The following is a 21,433-nucleotide window of genomic DNA, read 5'->3' on the forward strand; positions in this document are numbered from 1 at the left end:
GAGTTGGGAGCAGTAGTGCCGAAACCGGTTACCGTCACCGTCGTCCGCAAGCTGTGGTTGACCCCGCACCTGGTGCGCGTGGTCGGCACCGCCGACGGATTCACACCGAATGTCTTCACCGACGCCTATGTGAAGCTGATCTTCGCCCCGCCCGGCGTCGAGTATCCCGAGCCGTTCGATCTCGACACCGTGCGCGCCACACTCGGCCCGGAGAGTCAGCCGGTGCTGCGCACCTACACCGTCCGCTCCTACGTTCCCGAGCGGCACGAGATCAGCATCGACTTCGTGGTGCACGGCGACGAGGGCATCGCGGGTCCGTGGGCGCGCTCGGTCGAGCCGGGCGCGCGGTTCCGATTGACCGGACCCGGTGGCGCGTTCGCGCCCGATCCGGCGGCCGACTGGTACTTGTTCGCCGGTGACGAGTCGGCCTTGCCCGCCGTCGCGGCCGCGGTCGAGGCGCTGCCCGCCGGCGCGCCCGCGCAGGTGTTCGTCGAGGTGGGCGGCCCGGAGGACGAGATCGAACTCGGCTCTCCCGGCGACCTGCGCCTGCACTGGGTGCATCGCGGCGTGTCCTCGGACCGGATTCCCGACGATCTCGCCGGGGAGCACGCTCCGCTGGTAGCGGCGGTCCGTGCGGCCGAATGGCTGCCCGGCCAGGTGCAGGCGTTCGTGCACGGCGAGGCCGAGGCCGTCATGCGGCAGCTGCGCCCCTACCTGCGCAAAGAACGCGGCGTCGCGCCGAAATGGCTGTCCGTCTCCGGGTATTGGCGGCGCGGTCGCACCGAGGAAGGCTTCCGCGAGTGGAAGCGCGCGCTGGCCGCCGAAGGCGCCTGATCGGCGCGCCGCACCTGCGGAACCGGCGGTGGGGTTGCCCGCGTCGTGGCGCCCGGCCGAGACAGCAGGGCGCCGCAGCTCCGCGGCGGGTCGGCCCGCGCTCAGGTGATCAGCGCTGCCAGCTTGCTCCGAAGATGCGCCCGCTCGACCGTGTTATCGGTGAGCAGCAGCGCTGCCTCGTAGGCGGCGACCGCCTCGTCGACCCGGCCCACCTCGGCCAGGAACGCCGCCCGGGCCGCATCGAGATAGCCGTAGGTCGCCAGGGCGGGCTCCGCGCCGAGCGGCCGCAGCAGCGCGAGCGCCCGCTCCGGATCGCCGCCGAGGCCGACCGCGATCGCGTGGTTGAGCTGGGCGACCGGTGACGGCCACACCCGCAGGAGCAGCCGGTACAGTCCGATGATCTCGGGCCAGTCCGTCTCGGCCCAGCTGGGTGCCTCGTCGTGGACGGCGGCGATCGCGGCTTGCAGCGTGTACGGATCCAGGTGCGGCAGCGCCTGTTTCACCAGGGCGATGCCCTCGGCGATCGCCACGCGGTCCCAGCGGGCGCGATCCTGGTGCTCGAGGGTGCGCAGCTCGCCCGCCGCGTCCACCCGCGCGGCCCGGCGCGCGTCGGTCAGCAGGATCAACGCCAGCAGCCCGGTGGCCGACGGGTCGTCGGGGACCAGCGCGCGCATCATCCGCGCGAGCTGGAGTGCGCGCTCGACGAGATCGGCGCGGACCAGCTGCTCGCCCGCCGGTGCGGTGTGGCCGGTGGTGAACAGCAGATGGATGACCGCGCAGATCGCATCGAGACGCTGGGGCAGCTCGCGCACCGACGGCACCCGGTACGGGATCGCCGCCACCGCGATCTTGCGCTTGGCCCTGGTGATCCGCGCGGCCATGGTCGACTCGCTGACCAGGAACGCCCGCGCCACCTCGGCGGTGGTCACACCGCAGACCAGCCGCAGTGTCAACGCGATCTGGGCCTCGGGCGCCAGCGCCGGGTGACAGCAGGTGCTGATCAGGCGCAGCCGATCGTCGGGGATCGCGGGGTCGTCCAGTTCGGCCAGGGCGAGGTCGGCGGTGTCGTCGACCTGCTCGTCGACGACGAGGCGGGGCAGCGCCCGCCGGAACGTGCTGTCGCGGCGCAGCAGATCGAGACCGCGGCGCCGGGCGACCGTCGTCAGCCAGGCGCCGGGCTTGGCCGGGACACCATCGGTGGCCCACGCGGTGAGCGCCGTCGCGTAGGCGTCCTGCACACACTCCTCGGCCAGGTCGAAATCGCGGACCAGCCGCACCGTCGCGGCGAGCACGAAGGCCCACTCGCGACGGTGCGCCTGCTCGACGGCCGCGGCCGCCGTCGTGGTCACGGCTGCGGGAAGACCTTGATCGGGCGGACCTCGACGCCGCCCTCCGGCGCGGGCACCTGCGCGGCGATCGCGATCGCGGCGTCCAGGTCGGGGGCCTCCAGCAGGTAGTAGCCGCCGAGGGCTTCCTTGGCTTCCGCGAACGGCCCGTCGGTGATGACGACCTCGCCGTCGGCGGTGTGACGGATCGAGGTGGCGGTGCCGGTGGGCTGCAGGGCCTGGCCGCCGAGGTTGGCGTCACCGGCGAGCTGCTGGAAGGTGCGGTGGGCGGCGAGCATGTCGTCGAGTTCGGTGGGGGACAGGGCGGCGTAGGCGGCTTCGTCGCCGTAGATCAGGACCAGATACTGGCTCATGACGGTGCTCCTTCGGATGAGGGCTGCCCGCTCGTCGGGTAGCCGTACTCACCCGACGAGCGGCAGCGGCCGCGATCGACAGCCTCACCGAAGATTCTGCGCCGATTTCCTCCAGGCGTGACCGCCCTCAGGCCACCGGGTTCGGCCGCGGTTCCACCCGGCCGCCCGCGGGCACGGCGAACGAGGCGCCGTGGCGCACACCGGTCGCCGGGTCGGTGACGTCGAGAACGTAGAACCAGTCCATCTGGGTCTGGGTGGGCGTCACCTCGAGCACGCCGAAGCCGTGCGAGTCGAGTTCGGTGTAGCGCAGGTGATGGTTGGCCGCCTTGATGGCCTCCTCGGCCGCCACCGACGCGGTGCGGGCGGGCACCTTCAGCAGGTCGCCGACGCTGGAGGAGGTGACCGAGGGGATGACGAACTCCGCGCCCACCGTCGCTCCGCCCGGGTAGTTCGCGGCATCCAGCGGCAGGTCGGCGGCCCAGGAGGTGTGGATGTCACCGGTCAGGAAGACGACATCGGCCACGTTGTCCTCGACGATGGTCCGGAACAGGGTGCGCCGGTCGGCGGTGTAGCCGTCCCACTGGTCCCCGTTGACGGTCAGGCCGCCCTGGGGCACGCCGATCGCCTCGGTGATCGCCTGGGTGGTGGCGGGCTCGAGCGGCGGGAACACCAGCGGCGCGATCATCACCGAGTTGCCGATCAGCTTCCAGCGGGCGGGTGAGGAGCTCAGACCCGCGGTCAGCCAGTCCATCTGGGCGCGGCCGGTGATGGTGCGCGCCGGATCGTCGGCCTGGCGCCAGCCCGCGCCGGGACCTGCCTCGTGGTCGCGGTAGCTGCGCAGGTCCAGCATCGACAGTTCGGCCAGCGTGCCGAAGCGCAGGCGGCGATAGATCTGTACGTCGGTGCCGGTGCGAGCGGCGCGCACCGGCATCCACTCCAGGTAGGCCTGCGCGGAGGCGGCCCGGCGGGCGCTCCACGGACCGTGCACGGCGGGGTCGTGGTTCTCGGAGCCCTCGCGCCAGGAGTTGTCGGCCGACTCGTGGTCGTCCCAGGTGCAGATGAACGGCACCGACGCGTGCAGGGCCAGCAGGTCGGGGTCGGTCTTGTACTGGCCGTGCCGGGTCCGGTAGTCGGCCAGGCTGACGATCTCGTTCGCCGGCTCGTGTCCACGCACCGCGCCGTTGCGGCCGGTGTACTTGCCGCGGGCGTATTCGTAGATGTAGTCGCCCAGGTGCACCACCGCGTCCAGATCGGTGCGGGCGGCCAGATGCCGGTAGGACCCGAACCAGCCGGCTTCCCAGTTCGAGCAGGAGACCAGGCCGAGGCGCAGGCGGTCGACCTCGCTGTCGGTCGCGGGCGCGGTGCGGGTGCGCCCGACCGGCGAGGTCTCGCCGAGAGCGGTGAAGCGGTAGTAGTAGTCGGTGGCCGGCGCCAGGCCGGTCGCGTCGACCTTGACGGTGTGATCGGCGTCGGCGGTCGCGGTCACGGTGCCGGAGGCGGCGATCCCGGCGAAGGACTCGTTCGCGGAGATCTCCCAGCGCACCGTCGCGGGGGCGCCGAGGCCGGAGCCGGGGACCGCGTCCTCGGCCACGCTGACCCGGGTCCACAGGATCACCGCGCCGGGCAGCGGGTCACCGGAGGCGACACCGTGGCGGAACACCGCGCCCGCCGCGTGGGCCGTCGCGGTGCTCGCGAACACCGCCGCGGCCGCCGCCGTCCCGCCTTTGAACAGGGTGCGCCGGGCGAACTGCCCTGTCGCGGAGGTGATGACGCCGTTGTTTTCGACCACGAGGAGCGATCTCATCCCACCGACGGGGTGACGCGCAAGTCCTGTTCGTAAAGTTGGTCAATCGTTCAACTTTGTGGCGGGTCACCTGCGCCGTCCCGGACCTGTCCGACCGCCTCGGTACCCTGCTGGACGTGAGCGAGAGCCTGTTCGACGTGCCCGGAGAACCCGCCGCGCCCGAGCACGGTCTCGACGCGGTGATCCGGCGCGATTCCGGTGCGCCGCTGGCCGTCCGGATGCGGCCGCGGTCGCTCGACGAGGTGATCGGTCAGCAGCACCTGCTCGGGCCGGGATCGCCGCTGCGCCGCCTGGTCGAGGGCTCCGGGGCGGCGTCGGTGCTGCTCTACGGCCCGCCGGGCACCGGCAAGACCACCCTGGCCTCGCTGCTGTCGCAGGCCACCGGGCGCCGTTTCGAGGCGTTGTCGGCCCTGTCGGCGGGCGTCAAGGAGGTCCGCGCCGTCATCGACGTCGCGCGGCGCAGGCTGACCGTGGGTGAACAGACCGTCCTGTTCATCGACGAGGTGCACCGCTTCTCCAAGACCCAGCAGGACGCGCTGCTGGCGGCGGTGGAGAACCGGATCGTGCTGCTCGTCGGCGCGACCACCGAGAACCCGTCGTTCTCGGTGGTGTCGCCGCTGCTGTCGCGCTCGCTGGTGTTGCAACTGCAATCGCTCACGCCCGACGACATCCGCCAGGTCCTCGACCGCGCGATCACCGACCCGCGCGGGCTCGATGGGCAGTACACCGTCGCCGAGGACGCGCTCGACCACATCGTCCGGATCGCCGGCGGTGACGCGCGCCGCGCGCTGACCGCCCTGGAGGCCTCGGCCGAGTCCTCGCTCGACGGCGTCGTCGATGTGGCACTGGTCGAGGCCAGCGTCGACAAGGCCGCCGTCCGCTACGACCGGGCGGGCGATCAGCACTACGACGTGATCAGCGCGTTCATCAAGTCCATCCGCGGTTCCGATGTCGACGCCGCCCTGCACTACCTGGCGCGCATGCTCACCGCGGGTGAGGACCCCCGCTTCATCGCCCGCCGGCTGATGATCCACGCCAGCGAGGACATCGGCATGGCCGATCCGATGGCCCTGCAGACCGCCACCGCCGCCGCCCAGGTGGTGCAGCTGGTCGGCCTGCCCGAGGCCAAGCTGGCCCTGGCCCAGGCCACCATCCACCTCGCCACCGCGCCCAAGTCCGGCGCGGTGACCTCGGCGCTGGGCGCGGCCATGGCCGACATCGCCGCGGGCAAGGCGGGCGCGGTGCCCCCGCATCTGCGCGACGGCCACTACGCCGGCGCGGCCGCGCTGGGCAACGCCCAGGGCTACAAGTTCCCGCACGACGCCCGTGACGGCGTGCTCGCCCAGCAGTACCCACCCGACGACCTGGTCGGCACCGACTACTACGCGCCCACCGACCACGGCTTCGAACGCGAAGTGGGCCCCCGCGTCGCCAAACTGCGCCGTATCGTCCGGGGGACCTAGCCCGGCCGCGTCGTCGACAGCGAGCGGCGCCGATCCGCCGATGGACGAGTATCCGGCCGGATCGTGTCGACGGTGAACGGCGCGGTCCGCCGGCAGGCGAAGTGCCCGTGCGGCGGGCTCCGGCGGATCAGTCGACGGCGAACGGCGCCGACCCACCGACCGACCAGATCCGGCGCAGCCTGCCCCCGACGGCCTCCATCATGTCGATGCCGCCGTGCTCGGGTTCCCCGGATCGCTCGGAATGCCAGCGGACCGCGAAGGTGCCGGAACCTTCGGCATCGAGCGTGCCGGTCGCGGCCGAGTCGACGACGAAGCGCACGTCCGGCCGCTGTGCCCGGAATCCGGTGACGAAGGCGGTCACGTCGGCGGGACCGCGCAACCCGTCGGTGGCCTCGCGGGTAGTGGCGGCGAAACGGAGCTGGAAGTCGTCGGTGAGCAGCGCCCGGGCGAGATCGGGGTCGGTGTTCCAGAGTGCGGTCCAGCGGGCGGCGAGCTGGTCGGCGACGGTCGGTGCGGTGGTGGTCATGGGTTGCTCCCCGGTGAAGTGGCCGCCCCGGTGACGGCCCGCGCTGTCCAGGATTCAGTCCGTCCGCGACAACGGTGTGTCGGTGATCGGGGTCACATCGATCAGTCGCCCGTCGCCGGTCGGGATGGTCGACAGGTCGATGCCCCGGTCCACCGCCACGTCGTCGAGCACCTGCGCGCGCACCACGCGATCGAGCCGGAATCCGCGCAGTCCCGACCGCATCCGGCACCAGGCGTAGAGGAACCAGTGCTCGCGGCCCGCCACGAACGCGAGCGGCTCGACCTCGCGCTCGGTGGGCGCGCCCAGCCGATCCAGGTACTCGATCCGCAGCACCCGCCCGCCGAGGAGGGCGTCCAGGATCGCGGGCGACAGGACGGGTGCGGGCGCGACCGGGAAGAACCGCACCCGCTCGACCAGCGCCGTGGCCCGCAGCCGGTCCTGCTCGGGCAGCACCGCCACCACCTTGTGCACCGCCGACAGCGCGGCCGCCGCGAACGGTGTCCCGGCCAGCCGGGGGAGCGCGACGGCCAGTGCGGTCGCCTCCGCCGCGGTCAGGCTGACCGGCGCGAGCGTGCGGTGCCGGTCGAGGGCGTAGCCGCCGGCGCGGCCCGGCACGGTCCGGATCGGCAGCCCCGACTGTTGCAGCGCGGCGAGATCGCGCTCGATCGTGCGGGTCGACACCTCGAAGCGGGCGGCCAGCTGACGTGCGGTGCGCGGCCGCGGACTGTAGGCGCGCAGCTCTTCGGCGAGGGCGTAGAGCCGCTCGGTCTTGGTCACGTTCGGATTGTCGCCGAGACCACCGACTCCGGCGCAAAACCGGTGGATTGCAGGCGGTAAGCTGGACAGCTGTGCAGACCCACGAGATTAGACGGCGTTTCCTGGACCATTTCGTCCGTGCCGGACACACCGAGGTGCCCAGCGCCTCGCTGATCCTGGCCGACCCCAACCTGCTGTTCGTCAACGCAGGCATGGTCCAGTTCGTGCCGTATTTCCTCGGTCAGCAGACCCCGCCGTACGCCACCGCGACCAGCGTGCAGAAGTGCGTGCGCACCCTCGACATCGAGAACGTCGGCATCACCACCCGCCACAACACCTTCTTCCAGATGGCGGGCAACTTCAGCTTCGGTGACTACTTCAAGCGCGAGGCCATCACCCTGGCCTGGACACTGCTCACCAGCAGCGTCGAGGACGGCGGCTACGGCTTCGATCCCGAGCGCCTGTGGGTGACGGTCTACCTCGACGACGACGAGGCCGAGCGGATGTGGCTCGAGATGGGCGTACCCGCCGACCGCATCCAGCGCCGCGGTATGGCCGACAACTACTGGTCGATGGGCATTCCGGGCCCGTGTGGTCCGTGCTCGGAGATCTACTACGACCGCGGCCCCGAGTACGGCGTCGAGGGCGGCCCCGAGGCCGACGAGGACCGCTACATCGAGATCTGGAATCTCGTGTTCATGCAGAACGAGCGCGGTGCCGGCATCGGCAAGGACAACTTCGAGATCCTCGGCCCGCTGCCCAAGCAGAACATCGACACCGGCATGGGCGTGGAGCGCGTGGCGTTCCTGCTCCAGGGCGTGGACAACGTCTACGAGACCGACCTGATGCGTCCCATCATCGACAAGGCCGAGCAGCTCACGGGCCGGTCCTACGGTGTCGAGCACACCGACGACGTGCGCTTCCGCGTCATCGCCGACCACGCCCGCACCGCAGCGATGCTCATCGCCGACGGCGTGAACCCCGGCAACGACGGCCGCGGCTACGTGCTGCGCCGGCTGCTGCGCCGCATCGTGCGCTCGGCCCGCCTGCTCGGCGCCGAGAAGCCGGTGATGGGCGAGCTGATGAAGATCGTCTCCGAGCTGATGTCGCCGTCCTACCCGGAGCTGGCCACCGATTTCTCCCGCATCGAGACCGTCGCGGTGGGCGAGGAGACGGCCTTCCTGAAGACCCTGAACACCGGCGAGACCCTCTTCGACAACGCCGCCACCGCGGTGAAGTCCAAGGGCGGCAAGCAGATCACCGGTTCGGACGCCTTCGCGCTGCACGACACCTACGGCTTCCCGATCGACCTCACCCTCGAGATGGCCGCCGAGGCGGGTCTGTCGGTGGACGAGGAGGGCTTCCGCTCGCTCATGGCCGAGCAGCGCAAGCGCGCCAAGGACGACGCCCAGGCTCGCAAGCACGCGCACGCCGACCTGACCGTCTACAAGGAACTGGTCGACCGCGGCGCCACCGAGTTCACCGGCTTCGACGAGCTCACCTCCGAGGCCAACGTGCTGGCCCTGATCGCCGACGGCGTGCGGGTGCCCGTCGCCCAGGCCGGGTCCGACGTCGAGGTCATCCTCGACCGCAGCCCGATGTACGCCGAGTCGGGTGGTCAGATCGCCGACCGTGGCACCATCACCGCCTCGGGCCTGAAGCTGCGCATCAACGACGTGCAGAAGATCGCCAAGAAGCTGTGGGTGCACAAGGCCACCGTCGAGCAGGGGCAGATCACCGAGGGCGATGTCGTGCTCGCGCAGGCCGATCCGGCCTGGCGCCGGGGCGCTACCCAGGGCCACTCCGGCACACACATGGTGCACGCCGCGCTGCGGCAGGTGCTCGGCCCCAACGCCGTGCAGGCCGGTTCGCTGAACAAGCCCGGCTACCTGCGGTTCGACTTCAACTGGCAGGGTGCGCTGTCGGAGCAGCAGAAGGCCGACATCGAGGCCGTCTCCAACGATGCCGTCGGCGCCGACTTCCCGGTGAACACTTTCGTCACCGACCTGCCCAAGGCCAAGGAGATGGGCGCGATGGCCCTCTTCGGCGAGAACTACGGCGACGAGGTGCGCGTCGTGGAGATCGGCGGCCCGTTCTCGATGGAGCTGTGCGGTGGTACGCACGTCGAGCACTCCTCGCAGATCGGCCCGATCACGGTGCTGGGCGAGTCCTCGGTCGGTTCCGGCGTGCGTCGCGTCGAGGCGTTCGTCGGCCTGGATTCCTACAAGTACCTGGCCAAGGAGCGCGCGCTGCTGGCCGGTGTCGCGTCCGCGCTGAAGGTGCCGTCGGACGAGGTGCCCGGTCGGGTCGAGCAGCTCGTGGAGCGGCTCAAGGTGGCGGAGAAGGAGCTCGAGCGCACCAAGGTCGCCGCGGTGCTGTCCTCGGCGGGCACCTTCGTCGAGCAGGCCGAGCGGGTCGGCTCGGTGTTGCTGGTCGCCGCCGCCGCGCCCGAGGGCGTCGCCGCGGGCGACCTGCGCACCCTGGCCACCGATATCCGCGGCCGGTTCGGCAGCGAGGCCGCGGTGGTCGTGCTGCTCGGCAACACCGACGGCAAGGCGCCGTTCGTGGTGTCGGTCAACAAGGCCGCCCAGGATCTGGGCTTCAAGGCGGGCGACCTGGTGGCCAGCTTCGGCCCGAGCATCGCCGGTCGCGGCGGCGGCAAGCCGGAGATGGCGCAGGGCTCCGGTTCGGATCCGTCGGGTATCCCGGCCGGTCTGGCCGCGGTCCGTGCCCGGGTGGCCGAACTCGCCGGCTGATGCCACCCACCGCAGGTCCAGCCGAACAGGAACCGGCCGACCGACCGGATCCGGCGACCGACCCCGGTAGGGGCCGCCGGATCGCGATCGATGTCGGCAGCGTCCGGATCGGGGTCGCCTCGAGCGACCCCGACGGAATTCTCGCGACCCCGGTGGAGACCGTGCCGCGCGCCAAGCCGTCGAAGTCCGGCGGGCGCGCGGCGGGTCCGCCCGCCGACATCTCGAGAATTGCCGATATTGTGCGGGAGTACGAAGCCGTCGAGGTGATCATCGGGCTGCCCCGCACCTTGCGCGGTGAAAACGGCACGGCGGCGGGTATCGCATGTCGGTTTGCCCGGGAGTTGCGCCGGGTGATCGACCCGATTCCGATACGCCTTTCCGACGAACGTTTGACTACGGTGTCTGCTGCACGTGCGCTGCGCGACAGCGGAGTTCGCGCACGTGGCCAGCGGCAGGTGATCGACCAGGCGGCAGCCGTGTCGATTCTGCAAGGATGGTTGGACGAGCGGAGTTCGGTGTTGAAGGACGCAGCAGACGCGAGCGTGGTCGGAGACGATGCATGACCGACCGATGGGCCAGGGCCGAGGAACGCTACCGGGCGCGGGAAGCTGATCGGCGCTATCCCCGCCGCGACGACTGGGGCCTGGACGCCCGCGAGGCGCGCGAGGAGCCGCAGCCGGCCGGTCCGCCCGGCTGGGACGACGATGACGACACCAACGTCATTCCGCGCTACGAGGACGAGCTCTACGACGCCGAGCCCGAGCCCGTGGCTCCGCCGCGCCGGGTCGGCCAACGGGCCGCTCCGGTGGGCCGCGGCGCGGGTGGACGCAACCCCGCCGACCGTGGCCGGGGCACGCCGTCGTCCGGACGCGACAAGCAGCCCGCGGGCCGCGGCAAGGCGGCGTCGGGCCGCAAGCGGTCGCGGATCGCCTCGCGCAAGGCCGCCGAGCGCAAACGGCGTCGCCGCAACCTCTGGGTGGTCGGTGCGCTGCTGGCCGTCCTGATCGTCTCCGCGGCCGGTTTCGCCGGCTACAAGCTGATGAGCCGGTTCGCCCCGGCCGAGGACTTCGCCGGTCCGCCCGGGGCGCTGGTCGTGGTGCAGGTGCATCCCGGCGACACCGCCTCGCAGATCGCCGGTGCCATGCACGACCGTGGCGTGGTCGCCAGCCCCGAGGCCTTCTACGAAGCGGCCGTGCGCAATTCGGGGATGAACAACGTGCAGCCCGGGTACTACGCGATCGGTGTGAACAGCCCGGCCGCCACCGCCGTCGCCACGCTGGTCGGCGGGAAGTCGCGGGTCGGCAACGTGACCGTCTCCGAGGGCAGGCTGCTGCACGACAAGCACGACGCGAACACCGGCGGGCGCTACGACGGCATCTACCGCAAGGTCGCCCAGGCCAGCTGCTACGGCGCCGAGCAGAAGTGCGTGACCTACGAACAGCTCGACGCCGCGGGCGCGAGCACGGACCTGGCCGCCCTCGGTGTGCCGGACTGGGCGATGAAGGGCGTGCGGGAATCCCCGGACCGGTCCCGGCAGCTGGAAGGCCTGATCGCCGCTGGCACCTGGGATTTCGATCCCAGCGGGACTCCGCAGCAGATCCTGCGCCAGCTGGTGACCTCGAGCGTGCAGCGCTACGAGTCGACCGGCCTGCTGCAGTCGGGCGCCACCACGGGCCTGACGCCGTATCAGACCCTGGTGTCCGCGTCGCTGGTGGAGCGGGAGGCGAAGCCACAGGACATGAGCAAAGTGGCCAGGGTGATCGTGAACCGGCTCAAGGTCGATCAGATGCTGCAGTTCGACTCGACGGTCAACTACACCCTCGACACCACCGAGGTGGCGACCACCAACGCCGACCGGGCCAGGGAAACCGCCTGGAACACCTACGCGATGCGCGGCCTGCCCGTGACGCCGATCTCGGCACCGTCACTGGACGCGTTGCGGGCCATGGAGAATCCGGAGCCGGGCGCGTGGCTGTACTTCGTCACCGTCGACAAGGAGGGCACCACCCTGTTCACCGACAGCTACTCCGAACACCTGCGCCTGGTCGCCCAGGCTCAGCGCAGCGGCATCCTCGACAGCTCCAAGCCCTACGGTGGCTGAGTCGCGCAAGGCGGCGGTGCTCGGCAAGCCGATCGCACACTCACGGTCGCCGCAGCTGCATCTGGCCGCCTACCGCGCGCTCGGGCTGGACTGGACCTACGAGCGCGTCGAGTGCACGGCCGAAGAGCTGCCGGGACTGGTCGACGGGCTCGGACCGGAGTGGGTCGGGCTCTCGGTGACCATGCCGGGCAAGGAGGCCGCGTTGGCCCGCGCGGACACGCGCACCGACCGGGCGGTCCTGGTCGGCTCGGCCAACACCCTGGTGCGCACCGAGGCGGGCTGGCTGGCCGACTGCACCGATGTGGACGGGGTGCTCGGCGCGCTGCGCGGGGGCGGCGTCGACCGGGTGCGCGAGGCCGTGGTGCTGGGCGCCGGTGGCACCGCCCGGCCCGCCCTGCTGGCGCTGTCGGAACTGGGCGCGGAATCGGTGACCGTGGTCGCACGCGACGCGGGCCGCGCGCGTGACGCGCTGGAACTCGCCGAACGTCTGGGCCTGGCCGTGTCGACGATCGGCTTCGAGGCCGAGGCCCTCGCCGCCGTCTGCGCGACGGCGAGCGCGGTGGTCAGCACGATTCCCGCGACGGCGGCCGCCCCGGTCGCGGCCCAGGTCGCGGCGGCGCCGGTGGTGCTGGACGCGATCTACAACCCGTGGCCGACCCCGCTGGCCGAGGCGGTGGCCGCCGCCGGGCACACCGTCGTCAGCGGCCTGCAGATGCTGCTGAACCAGGCCTTCGGTCAGGTCGAGTTGTTCACCGGGCAGCCCGCGCCGCGCGCGGCGATGGCGGCCGCGCTCGACGAGGCCCTGCCCTCGGTCTGATCGCCTTATCGCCGGAATTGATACCTGTTCTAGTTTTTTCCGGTTAAGGTGTTGCACATGACCGCTTGGGTGTTACGAGCCACCGTCCTCGGCGCGCTGGTCGTCGGCTTACGGCTGCTGCTCGGCTTCGCGATGGCGTTCTGGCCGACCTACGGCATGATCTGGCGGGTCGCCTGCCTCGTCGTGATCGTCGGTGTCGTGGTCGTCTGGGGGATGCGCGACGGCCGGTCGGGCACCACCGATGATCTCACCGTGCGCTGGCTGGCCGCCGGGGCCGTGGCCGGTCTCGCCAGTGGTGCCGTGTGCCTGATCCTCGATCAGGTGCCCGGCGTCGAACTCGGCGACTCCGGCGCGCTGTTCGAACTGACCTCGGCGGCGTCGTTCATCATGCTGCTGATCTTCCTGCCCGGGCTCGCGGGGGTCGCCTTCGGTCGCCGCCGCGCGCGGCGCACCCCCGAATCCCCTTCTCCCACTACGCAACCGGAGTTCGCTCCGGCAGTCTGAGTCCGTTGGTACTGTGCCCGGCGAGCGCGCTCGCCGGGCACAGTACCGTTCAGAGCAGGATCGGGCCGCCGGTGGACGCCTCGCGCGCGATCGCGGAGTAGGCCGCGGCCAGCAGCGACGGATCGGGACCCTCGAGCCGGCCCGGCTTGGCCAGCCCGTCGAGCACCACGAATCGCAGCACACCCGAACGGGTCTTCTTGTCGGTCTGCATCGCGTCCATCAGCTGCGGTAGCGCGTCACCGTCGTAGCTGACCGGCAGGCCGACGCTCTCCAGGATGGTGCGGTGCCGGTCGGCGGTGGCGTCGTCGAGGCGACCCGCCAGCCTGCCGAGCTCGGCCGCGAACACCAGGCCGACGGAGACAGCGGCACCGTGCCGCCAGCGGTAGCGCTCGCGACGCTCCACGGCGTGCCCCAGGGTGTGGCCGTAGTTCAGGATCTCGCGCAGGCTCGACTCCTTGAGGTCGGCCGCCACCACGTCGGCCTTGACCTGGATCGCGCGCCGGATCAGTTCCGGCAGCACGTCACCGGTGGGATCGAGCGCGGCCTCCGGGTCGGCCTCGATGAGGTCCAGGATCACCGGGTCGGCGATGAAACCGGCCTTGATGATCTCGGCCATGCCCGCCACGATCTCGTTGCGCGGCACCGTCTCCAGCGTGGCCAGGTCGACCAGCACGGCGCTCGGCTCGTGGAAGCTGCCGACGAGGTTCTTGCCCGCCTCGGTGTTGATGCCGGTCTTGCCGCCCACCGCGGCGTCGACCATCGCCAGCAGCGTGGTCGGCACGTGCACGATGCGCACGCCGCGCATCCAGGTGGCGGCGACGAAGCCGGCCAGGTCGGTGGCCGCGCCACCGCCGAGGCTCACGATGGCGTCGTTGCGGGTCAGCCCGATCCGGCCGAGCACCTCCCAGCAGAACCCGGCCACGGCCAGATCCTTGCCGTCCTCGGCATCCGGGATCTCGATGCGGTGCGCGTCGATCCCGGTGTCGGCCAACGCTTTCCGGACCACCTCGGCGGTCTCGGCCAGCGGCGGCTGATGGAAGATCGCCACGGTCCGCACGGCGTTGCCCGCGGTGACCGCCTCGACGAGATCGCCGAGCAGCCCGCGTCCGATGATCACCGGGTACGGGTCGGCGGTGCGGACCTGGATGGTGGTCGGCTCTGTCACGTGCGCTGCTCCGATTCTTTCTGGTCGTTGGTCTTGCGTCGGCCGCCGCGTCGCCGCGGCCGGTTGCGCCGTGTGCGCTCGCCCTGAGCGGTCGAGCGGTCCGCGTCGCCGGTCTGGCCCGATCCGGAACGCTGTCCGGTCGGCACGGGGGTGCCCGCGCGCTGACCTGCCGGGCGATCCGGTGACGCCGCGGATTGCGTTGCCTGGTCGCCGCCGGTGGCGCGCGTCGCCGTCTTGCCGTCGGCGTCGCGATTCGTGCCCGCGGCCGAGCGGATGCGGACCCCGCCGCGACGGGACCTGGTACGCCGGGAGCGTCGAGTGCCGGTCGTGCGGGCTTCGCCCTGCGCTGTGCCCGCGTCACCGCTCGACCCGGCGTCGGCGGATCGGGTCGCCGCCGACGCGGTCCGGTCGATCGTGGCCTGCTCGTTCGCCCGGCGCGCGGCCGCGGCGCGTGCCCTGGCGCGGCGACGCGCCCGCGACCGGTTACTGCCGATTCCGGGCCTGCTGGTGGCCGAACCCGAAGCGGCGGTACCGGATCCGCCGGCGCGCTCGGCGTCGAGATCGGTACGCACCGATTCCAAGCCCAGCTTGGTGAGGATCATCCGCACGACCCGGCCGGGGCTGCGCCCGTCGGTTCGCACGCGCACGGTGGCGACCTCGCGGTAGAGCGGGCGCCGGATCCGCATCAGCTCCCGGTACTTGGCACCGGGATCGGTGCCGTTGAGCAGCGGGCGGGCATTGCTCGAGCCGGTGCGCCGAAGTCCTTCGGCCACACTGATTTCCAGGTAGACCACGGTCGCGGTGCGCAACACCGCGCGGGTCCGCGCCGACAGCACCGACCCGCCGCCGAGCGACACGACACCCTCGTGTTCGAGCACGGCACGCCGCACCACCAGCTCCTCGATCCGCCGGAACTCCGGTTCACCGTCGTTGGCGAAGATCTCCGGAATGGAGCGGCCGGTTTCGGCCTCGATTCCGGCGTCGGTGTCGTAGAGCTCGACCCCGAGCTCCCTGGCGAGCTTGCGTCCGATGGTCGACTTCCCCGACCCCGGCGGCCCGACCAGCACCACCCGGGCACGGGGTACGGTCACCGCCTCGGTATCGGCGCTCGCGTCGGCGTCGCCGGTCGCATCGGTGGCACTGCTCGCGGCGGCCTCAGCGATCGCAACGGTGGCACTGCGGTCACCGGTCGAGTCGGCGGCGCGGGTGCTGGTCGCGTCGACGGTGCCGACCGCGTCAGCGGAGCCGACGGCTCGGTCGGCCTGCCCGCCGGTGTCGACAGTCGATGGGGGACCCGCGTCGTTGTCCTCCGCGGCCCCCTCCTGTCCCGGCCCGGTCACGGCGTACGGCTGTCCGCGGGCACGTGCGGGCGGTTGCCGATCCGCTCGAGGTAGCCGGTGATGTTGGCGAGGGTCTCGGTCAGCGAGTCGCCGCCGAACTTCTCCAGCGCGGCCTGCGCCACCACCAGCGCGACCATCGATTCCGCGACCACACCGGCCGCGGGCACCGCGCACACATCCGAGCGCTGGTGGATCGCGACGGCTTCCTCGCCGGTGGACATGTCGACGGTCGACAGCGCGCGCGGCACGGTCGAGATCGGCTTCATGGCGGCGCGCACCCGCAGTGCCTCACCGTTGGTCATGCCGCCTTCCAGACCGCCCGCGCGGTTGGTCGAGCGCAGCACACCGTCAGGCCCGGGACGCATCTCGTCGTGGGCCTGGCTGCCACGCCTGCGCGCGGTCTCGAAACCGTCGCCCACCTCGACACCCTTGATCGCCTGGATGCCCATGAGAGCGGCGGCCAGCCGGGAATCGAGCCGCTGCTCGCCGCTGATGAACGAGCCGAGCCCGATCGGCAGACCGGAGACGATCACCTCGACGACACCACCGAGGGTGTCGCCGTCCTTCTTGGCGGCCTCGATCTCGGCGATCATCGCCGCCTCGGCGTCGGCATCGAACGCGCGCACCGGGCTGGCGTCGATGGCGTCGAGATCGTGCGGGCCGGGGATGACGCCGGTGGTGTTGGCCGCGGTGCCGATCGACACCACGTGCGAGATCACCTCGACGCCGAAGGCCTGACGCAGGAAGTTGCGGGCGACCGTGCCGGCCGCGACGCGGGCCGCGGTCTCGCGGGCGCTGGCCCGCTCGAGCACCGGACGAGCGTCGTCGAAATCGTACTTGAGCATGCCGGAGTAGTCGGCGTGACCGGGGCGCGGACGGGTCAGCGGCGCGTTGCGCGCCATCCCGGCGAGCGCGTCCGCGTCGACCGGGTCGGCCGACATCACCTCGGTCCACTTGGGCCACTCGGAGTTGGCGACCTCGATCGCGACCGGACCACCCATGGTCCGGCCGTGGCGCACGCCACCGACCAGGGTGACCTTGTCGGCCTCGAACTTCATCCGGGCGCCGCGCCCGTAACCGAGCCGACGGCGCGCGAGCTGTGCGGAGACATCGTCCGATGTCACCTCGACTCCGGCGACCATCCCTTCCAGGAGGGCGACGAGAGCGGGACCATGGGATTCTCCGGCAGTTATCCAGCGCAACACGCCGACCATCTTCCCATGTCGACACGCGTGGTCGGGAACGTGGGCCGACGTGACGAGCGGCACGTCGCCGCCGCGCCGGGCCGCGCGGTGGCGGCCACCGCCTGGATGGCGCAGCGTCGAGGCGGTGGCCACCGGCACCGGGGCGCCGACGCCAGGTCGGTGATCGGCCCGGCGCGTCGCGGTGGCGCTCATGCCAGCGCCATCGCGGTGACGGTGGCCAGGCACATGGCCGGACCGTGCGGCACCGGTCGCCACGACGGTATCGACGGCACGCTGTCGCCCCCGCGACCCAGAGCCGCCCGCAGCCGCTGCCCACCGAGCACGCCCACCGCGATCGCCGCCGTGAGCGCGGGCGCGGCGATGGCCGCCCACACCCACGCCGGCGGTCCCGCGAGCGCGGCGGCGGCCCCGAGACCTACCGCCAGTTTCACGTCACCGGCGCCGAGCGCGGTGGGCGAGAGCAGGTGGGTCACCAGGTACGGCATCGTCAGCAACGCGGCCCCGATGACCGCGGTCGCCAGATTGCCCGTGTGCCAGGCGTAGAGGAATACCGCCGCCGCGCCGACGCCGGTGAGGGCGTTGGGCAGTCGGCGGGCATGGATATCGATGACACCCAGCAGCAAGCACCAGGCGATGAGCAGGCAGAACGCGGCAGTGGTCATGCGTTCGATCGTGCGCGGCGGCGGCCGCCCGATCGAGGCCCGATCGGCGAATGTGGACAACTCGGCGCGATGTGGACAACGCGGTGTCCAGTCCCGCCGGGAGCGGACGCGCCGATGGCGGGAAAGTGCGGCGTTCGGTGCCGACGTGTCGGTCGTCGAGCGGTAGCGTTGACACATGTGTGCTGATACCCCGCGTCCTGATCACGCGGCACGGCGTGGTGCTCTGCGGAGCCTGCTGGTGGAGAACGGCGTCGACGCGCTGCTGGTCACCGATCTGGTCAATATCCGCTACCTGACCGGGTTCACCGGATCCAATGCCGTGCTCCTGGTGCACTCCTGGGACATGCGCGGCGCCGAGGACCGCACCGTCATCGGCACCGACGGCCGCTACTCCGCGCAGGTCGCCGCGCAGGTCCCCGATCTGAGCGCCGAGATCTCCCGGGCCACCGCGCGGCGGATCATCGAGCTGGCCGGTGAATGGCAGCTGGGCCGGATCGGCTTCGAGAGCCATGTGGTGACCGTCGCCGAGCACACGTCGTTCCAGCAACTGCGCACCGGACTGCAATTGGTGCCGACCAACGGCCTGGTCGAGCAGCTGCGCATGGTCAAGGACGAGTACGAGATCGCCCAGCTGCGCGCGGCCTGCGCGGCCGCCGACGCTGGCCTCGCGAGCCTGCTCGAGCGTGGATCGATCCGGCCGGGGCGCACCGAACGGCAGGTCGCGCGCGACCTCGAGTGGGCGATGTTCGAACACGGCGCCGACGCCGTCTCGTTCGAGACGATCGTCGCCGCCGGGGTGAACTCGGCGGTTCCGCATCACCGCCCGACCGGTGCGGTGCTGGCCACCGGCGACTTCGTCAAACTCGATTTCGGCGCGGTCGTCGACGGCTACCACTCCGACATGACCCGCACCCTCGTGCTCGGCACCCCCGAGGACTGGCAGCGCGAGATCTACGAGCTGGTCGCCCGCTCCCAGCGGGCCGGGCGTGAGGCGCTGAAACCGGGCGCCGGGACCGCCGAGGTCGACGCCGCCGCTCGGGTCGTCATCGAGGAGGCTGGCTACGGCGCGCAGTTCGTGCACGGCCTCGGACACGGGGTCGGGCTGCAGATCCACGAAGCGCCCGGAGTGGCGAAAACGAGTACCGGTACACTACTTGCTGGCGTGGCGGTGACCGTCGAACCTGGTGTGTACCTTCCCGGCCGCGGCGGGGTCCGGATCGAGGACACGCTCGTGGTACGCGAGGCGGGCCCGGACCTGCTCACCCTCACCAGCAAGGACCTGACCGTCGTCGAGTGACGCCGGTCCCCAGAGACCGCAGTAAACGAACGAGGAGATCCGAGGACAGTGGCGGACACCAGCGACTTCAAGAACGGCCTTGTGCTGAAAATCGACGGTCAGCTCCAGCAGATCGTCGAATTCCAGCACGTCAAGCCGGGTAAGGGCCCCGCGTTCGTGCGGACCAAGCTGAAGAACGTCGTGTCCGGCAAGGTCGTCGACAAGACCTTCAACGCCGGCGTCAAGGTCGAGACCGCGACCGTCGACCGGCGCGACATGACCTACCTGTACCACGACGGCACCGACTACATCTTCATGGACGGTGACACCTACGATCAGATCTCCATCCCGGAGTCCACCATCGGCGACGGTGCGCGCTTCCTGCTGGAGAACATGGGCGTGCAGGTGGCCGTGCACGAGGACGCGCCGCTGTTCGTGGAGCTCCCCGTCACCATCGAGCTGGTCGTGCAGCACACCGACATCGGCCTGCAGGGTGACCGCTCCACCGGCGGCACCAAGCCCGCCACCCTGGAGACCGGCGCCGAGGTTCAGGTCCCGCTGTTCATCAACACCGGTGACAAGCTGAAGATCGACTCGCGCGACGGCAACTACCTCGGCCGCGTCAACGCCTGATCGTGACGGACTCCCCGGCAGACAAAAAGGGCTCGTTCAAGAAGCTCGGCGCACGCCACAAGGCGCGCCGCCGGGCCGTGGACCTGCTGTTCGAGGCGGAGGCGCGTGACGTCGACGTCTCCGATCTGCTCACGGAACGCGCCGAGCTGGCGACCCGTGACCAGAGCGTGGCTCCCGTGCACGCCTACACCTCGGTCCTGGTCGAAGGCGTCGCCGACGACCTGGACCGGGTCGACGGCACCATCGAGGGCTACCTGCAGGACTGGACGCTGTCGCGCCTGCCCGCCGTCGACCGGGCGATCCTGCGGATCGCGGTGTGGGAGCTGTTCCACGCCACCGATGTTCCCCCGGTGGTCGCGGTCGACGAGGCCGTCGAGCTGGCCAAGGAACTGTCCACCGACGACTCGCCGTCGTTCGTGAACGGTGTGCTGGGCCAGGTCGTGCAGGTCGCGCCGCAGGTGCGTGCCGCCGCGGCGGCCACCAGGGCCGCGCGTCCCGCGCCGGAGGATCGGTCGTGACGAACAAGTACCTCGTGATGGTCATGCGCACGCCGGCGTTCGATCAGTCCGTGGTCGAACCGCACCGCGCGTTCCTGCAGGAGTTGCTCGCCGAGGGACGGCTGCAGGAGAGCGGCCGGTTCACCGACGGCACCGGTGGCGCATACGTCGTCCTGGCCGAAAGCCTGGACGCCGCAACGGCTATCGCGCACGCCGATCCGGTTCACACCACCGGGGCGTCGGAGCTGACGATCTACGAATGGGAGATCGCCGTCTCGGCGTGAGACCTTCCGGCGACAGCCGCGCATCCCACCGGATGCGCGGCTGTCGCCGTTCCGGCCACTTCCGATGCGAATCATCGGGACATGCCGGAGAATGCAACCAGCATCGAACGCCGTCGGATCGGCGGGCTGGGGGAGACCGTGAGTGAACGACCATCACTGAGCAGCTGGCACCTGACCCGGGCGCAGTTGCTCTGGGCCGCACTCGGTTTGGCGGTCGTCTTCGCCATCCTGATCATGGCGCGCGGCAGCGTGCGCGAGATCTTCAAGGTGCAGCCGGATTTCGTGCTCGGCCTGTCGCTGTCGATCAGCACGATCTTCTTCACCAAGGCGTTCTCCCGGTCGGGCATCGCCTCCGCGGTGCATCACATCCACGAACCGCGCGATCCGAATGTGCTGGCCGCCTTGGACTCCGCAGTCGACCAGCGGCTGCACGCGATGGGATTGCACGAGAATGTCGCCCTGCTCAGCCGGGATATCGCGGTGGCGAGCAAGCGGATCAACGAGTTCTACGACCTGCAGGCGATGGAGCCCCGCTTCCACACGACGGCGCCGCTGTTGCGAGTGGCGCTCACCGATCTCGACGACGCGCTGGCCATCGTCAGCCGGGTCGCCGACCGGATCGGCACCACCGAAACCACGCGGGTGTACCGGATTCCGGAGGCGACCAGGTCGCACCTCAACGACGCGCTGCGCGATGTCATGGAGGCCTCGGCCCGGCGCAACGAGACCTACGAGGCATTGCGCGCGCAGGTCGCCGGTGAACCGGTCGATGATCTGTGGGGCCTGTTCGCGGTGCTCACCTCCGACACCCTCAAGGCGCAACGCGATCTGGAATCGCTGGTGAGCAAGACGATCCAGTCGGTGCCCGCCGACCGCATCGCCGTCCTGCAGGGGTATGTCGCGGCGTCGCTGAGCCGGCTGGAATCGGTCGGCGACCTGATTCGCGCGCGTGGCCTCACCACACCGCCCGCCCTCCAGATCATCGCCGAGGATCTGCGGCGCGCGCAGGCCAAACTCACTCGCGCGCAGGAGGCGGAGGGCGACCAGCACGCCACGCCCGCGGCGCCGGTGGCTTGAGCCCGATCCCGACGGCCTCCGCCGGTGGGTGTAC

20 protein-coding genes and 1 pseudogene are annotated in these 21,433 nt (G+C 71.1%); 12 read left to right on the forward strand and 9 right to left on the reverse strand.

Annotated features, from left to right (window positions below; translation table 11 throughout):
• Nucleotides 1-15 precede the first annotated feature (15 nt).
• Complete coding sequence (locus ACIO52_RS13515; RefSeq protein ID WP_308248402.1) at nt 16-834, forward strand: siderophore-interacting protein; 819 nt, start codon at nt 16-18, stop codon at nt 832-834.
• A 101-nt stretch (nt 835-935) separates the two neighbouring features.
• Here ACIO52_RS13515 and ACIO52_RS13520 read toward each other — a convergent pair whose 3' ends face one another.
• The 3 genes from ACIO52_RS13520 to ACIO52_RS13530 all read right to left on the reverse strand — a co-directional run bounded on the left by ACIO52_RS13520 (nt 936) and on the right by ACIO52_RS13530 (nt 4,337).
• A complete protein-coding gene (locus tag ACIO52_RS13520; RefSeq protein WP_316575337.1) occupies nt 936-2,183 on the reverse strand; it encodes a sigma-70 family RNA polymerase sigma factor in 1,248 nt (415 codons plus the stop codon).
• Nucleotides 2,180-2,533 (reverse strand): YciI family protein, encoded by a 354-nt coding sequence (locus ACIO52_RS13525; RefSeq protein WP_218717170.1) that lies wholly within the window; start codon nt 2,531-2,533, stop codon nt 2,180-2,182. Before ACIO52_RS13525 ends, ACIO52_RS13520 begins: the two co-directional genes overlap by 4 nt.
• A 127-nt stretch (nt 2,534-2,660) precedes the next feature.
• Nucleotides 2,661-4,337 (reverse strand): alkaline phosphatase D family protein, encoded by a 1,677-nt coding sequence (locus tag ACIO52_RS13530; RefSeq protein ID WP_402643922.1) that lies wholly within the window; start codon nt 4,335-4,337, stop codon nt 2,661-2,663.
• Nucleotides 4,338-4,423: 86 nt separating this feature from the next.
• Between ACIO52_RS13530 and ACIO52_RS13535 the strand changes: the two genes are divergently transcribed.
• Nucleotides 4,424-5,800: a replication-associated recombination protein A gene (locus ACIO52_RS13535; protein ID WP_218717197.1), complete on the forward strand. Its 1,377-nt coding sequence runs from the start codon at nt 4,424-4,426 to the stop codon at nt 5,798-5,800.
• A 127-nt stretch (nt 5,801-5,927) separates the two neighbouring features.
• Here the strand turns inward: ACIO52_RS13535 and ACIO52_RS13540 are convergent, their stop codons facing one another.
• Together ACIO52_RS13540 and ACIO52_RS13545 are read right to left on the reverse strand one after the other, a co-directional pair.
• Nucleotides 5,928-6,326, reverse strand: a complete 399-nt coding sequence (locus ACIO52_RS13540; protein WP_218717168.1) for a nuclear transport factor 2 family protein — start codon at nt 6,324-6,326, stop codon at nt 5,928-5,930.
• A 54-nt stretch (nt 6,327-6,380) separates the two neighbouring features.
• Nucleotides 6,381-7,103 (reverse strand): YafY family protein, encoded by a 723-nt coding sequence (locus ACIO52_RS13545; RefSeq protein WP_218717167.1) that lies wholly within the window; start codon nt 7,101-7,103, stop codon nt 6,381-6,383.
• A gap of 71 nt (nt 7,104-7,174) precedes the next feature.
• On the opposite strand from ACIO52_RS13545, the gene alaS reads away from it, so the two are divergent.
• The 5 genes from alaS to ACIO52_RS13570 are packed head-to-tail and all read left to right on the forward strand — an operon-like array spanning nt 7,175 to nt 13,260.
• Nucleotides 7,175-9,838, forward strand: coding sequence for an alanine--tRNA ligase (gene alaS / locus ACIO52_RS13550; RefSeq protein ID WP_316575334.1), 2,664 nt, complete (start codon nt 7,175-7,177; stop codon nt 9,836-9,838).
• Entirely contained in the window at nt 9,838-10,401 is a 564-nt protein-coding gene (gene ruvX, locus ACIO52_RS13555) for a Holliday junction resolvase RuvX (protein ID WP_402643926.1), read from the forward strand. The genes alaS and ruvX overlap by 1 nt, the downstream gene beginning before the upstream one ends.
• Entirely contained in the window at nt 10,398-11,939 is a 1,542-nt protein-coding gene (gene mltG / locus ACIO52_RS13560) for an endolytic transglycosylase MltG (RefSeq protein WP_402643929.1), read from the forward strand. Before ruvX ends, mltG begins: the two co-directional genes overlap by 4 nt.
• Nucleotides 11,932-12,756 (forward strand): shikimate dehydrogenase, encoded by an 825-nt coding sequence (locus tag ACIO52_RS13565; RefSeq protein ID WP_218717163.1) that lies wholly within the window; start codon nt 11,932-11,934, stop codon nt 12,754-12,756. The genes mltG and ACIO52_RS13565 overlap by 8 nt, the downstream gene beginning before the upstream one ends.
• Before the next feature lie 57 nt (nt 12,757-12,813).
• Nucleotides 12,814-13,260 carry a B-4DMT family transporter gene (locus tag ACIO52_RS13570; RefSeq protein ID WP_218717162.1) on the forward strand — a complete coding sequence of 149 codons (447 nt, stop codon included), beginning with the start codon at nt 12,814-12,816 and terminating at the stop codon, nt 13,258-13,260.
• A 49-nt stretch (nt 13,261-13,309) separates the two neighbouring features.
• Here ACIO52_RS13570 and aroB read toward each other — a convergent pair whose 3' ends face one another.
• From aroB to ACIO52_RS13590, 4 genes and pseudogenes are all read right to left on the reverse strand, one after another.
• On the reverse strand, nt 13,310-14,425 hold the full coding sequence (gene aroB / locus ACIO52_RS13575; RefSeq protein WP_218717161.1) for a 3-dehydroquinate synthase: 1,116 nt from the start codon (nt 14,423-14,425) through the stop codon (nt 13,310-13,312).
• A gap of 584 nt (nt 14,426-15,009) precedes the next feature.
• A pseudogene (locus tag ACIO52_RS13580) lies at nt 15,010-15,516 on the reverse strand (shikimate kinase); the annotation flags it as partial.
• Nucleotides 15,517-15,761: 245 nt separating this feature from the next.
• On the reverse strand, nt 15,762-16,979 hold the full coding sequence (gene aroC, locus ACIO52_RS13585) for a chorismate synthase (RefSeq protein WP_218717195.1): 1,218 nt from the start codon (nt 16,977-16,979) through the stop codon (nt 15,762-15,764).
• A gap of 179 nt (nt 16,980-17,158) precedes the next feature.
• Nucleotides 17,159-17,632, reverse strand: a complete 474-nt coding sequence (locus ACIO52_RS13590) for a prepilin peptidase (RefSeq protein ID WP_402643933.1) — start codon at nt 17,630-17,632, stop codon at nt 17,159-17,161.
• A gap of 175 nt (nt 17,633-17,807) precedes the next feature.
• Here ACIO52_RS13590 and ACIO52_RS13595 point away from each other — a divergent pair, with 175 nt between their 5' ends.
• The 5 genes from ACIO52_RS13595 to ACIO52_RS13615 all read left to right on the forward strand — a co-directional run bounded on the left by ACIO52_RS13595 (nt 17,808) and on the right by ACIO52_RS13615 (nt 21,399).
• Nucleotides 17,808-18,929, forward strand: a complete 1,122-nt coding sequence (locus ACIO52_RS13595; RefSeq protein WP_316575330.1) for an aminopeptidase P family protein — start codon at nt 17,808-17,810, stop codon at nt 18,927-18,929.
• A 48-nt stretch (nt 18,930-18,977) separates the two neighbouring features.
• Nucleotides 18,978-19,541: an elongation factor P gene (gene efp, locus ACIO52_RS13600; protein ID WP_218721637.1), complete on the forward strand. Its 564-nt coding sequence runs from the start codon at nt 18,978-18,980 to the stop codon at nt 19,539-19,541.
• Nucleotides 19,542-19,543: 2 nt separating this feature from the next.
• Nucleotides 19,544-20,059 carry a transcription antitermination factor NusB gene (gene nusB, locus ACIO52_RS13605; RefSeq protein ID WP_218721639.1) on the forward strand — a complete coding sequence of 172 codons (516 nt, stop codon included), beginning with the start codon at nt 19,544-19,546 and terminating at the stop codon, nt 20,057-20,059.
• On the forward strand, nt 20,056-20,322 hold the full coding sequence (locus ACIO52_RS13610; RefSeq protein WP_308248675.1) for a YciI family protein: 267 nt from the start codon (nt 20,056-20,058) through the stop codon (nt 20,320-20,322). The genes nusB and ACIO52_RS13610 overlap by 4 nt, the downstream gene beginning before the upstream one ends.
• An 81-nt stretch (nt 20,323-20,403) precedes the next feature.
• Nucleotides 20,404-21,399 (forward strand): hypothetical protein, encoded by a 996-nt coding sequence (locus ACIO52_RS13615; protein WP_316575329.1) that lies wholly within the window; start codon nt 20,404-20,406, stop codon nt 21,397-21,399.
• The last annotated feature ends 34 nt before the right edge of the window (nt 21,400-21,433 follow it).

Source organism: Nocardia sp. NPDC087230 (genome assembly GCF_044744725.1).
Taxonomy (GTDB): domain Bacteria; phylum Actinomycetota; class Actinomycetes; order Mycobacteriales; family Mycobacteriaceae; genus Nocardia; species Nocardia canadensis.

Excerpts from the sequence above, each read along its gene's own strand:
- ACIO52_RS13525 (WP_218717170.1), bottom strand. The coding sequence starts at position 2,533 with ATGAGCCAGTATCTGGTCCTGATCTACGGCGACGAAGCCGCCTACGCC.
- ACIO52_RS13530 (WP_402643922.1), bottom strand. The coding sequence starts at position 4,337 with ATGAGATCGCTCCTCGTGGTCGAAAACAACGGCGTCATCACCTCCGCG.
- ACIO52_RS13540 (WP_218717168.1), bottom strand. The coding sequence starts at position 6,326 with ATGACCACCACCGCACCGACCGTCGCCGACCAGCTCGCCGCCCGCTGG.
- ruvX (WP_402643926.1), top strand. The coding sequence starts at position 9,838 with ATGCCACCCACCGCAGGTCCAGCCGAACAGGAACCGGCCGACCGACCG.
- mltG (WP_402643929.1), top strand. The coding sequence starts at position 10,398 with ATGACCGACCGATGGGCCAGGGCCGAGGAACGCTACCGGGCGCGGGAA.
- ACIO52_RS13570 (WP_218717162.1), top strand. The coding sequence starts at position 12,814 with ATGACCGCTTGGGTGTTACGAGCCACCGTCCTCGGCGCGCTGGTCGTC.
- aroC (WP_218717195.1), bottom strand. The coding sequence starts at position 16,979 with ATGGTCGGCGTGTTGCGCTGGATAACTGCCGGAGAATCCCATGGTCCC.
- ACIO52_RS13590 (WP_402643933.1), bottom strand. The coding sequence starts at position 17,632 with ATGACCACTGCCGCGTTCTGCCTGCTCATCGCCTGGTGCTTGCTGCTG.
- ACIO52_RS13595 (WP_316575330.1), top strand. The coding sequence starts at position 17,808 with ATGTGTGCTGATACCCCGCGTCCTGATCACGCGGCACGGCGTGGTGCT.
- ACIO52_RS13615 (WP_316575329.1), top strand. The coding sequence starts at position 20,404 with ATGCCGGAGAATGCAACCAGCATCGAACGCCGTCGGATCGGCGGGCTG.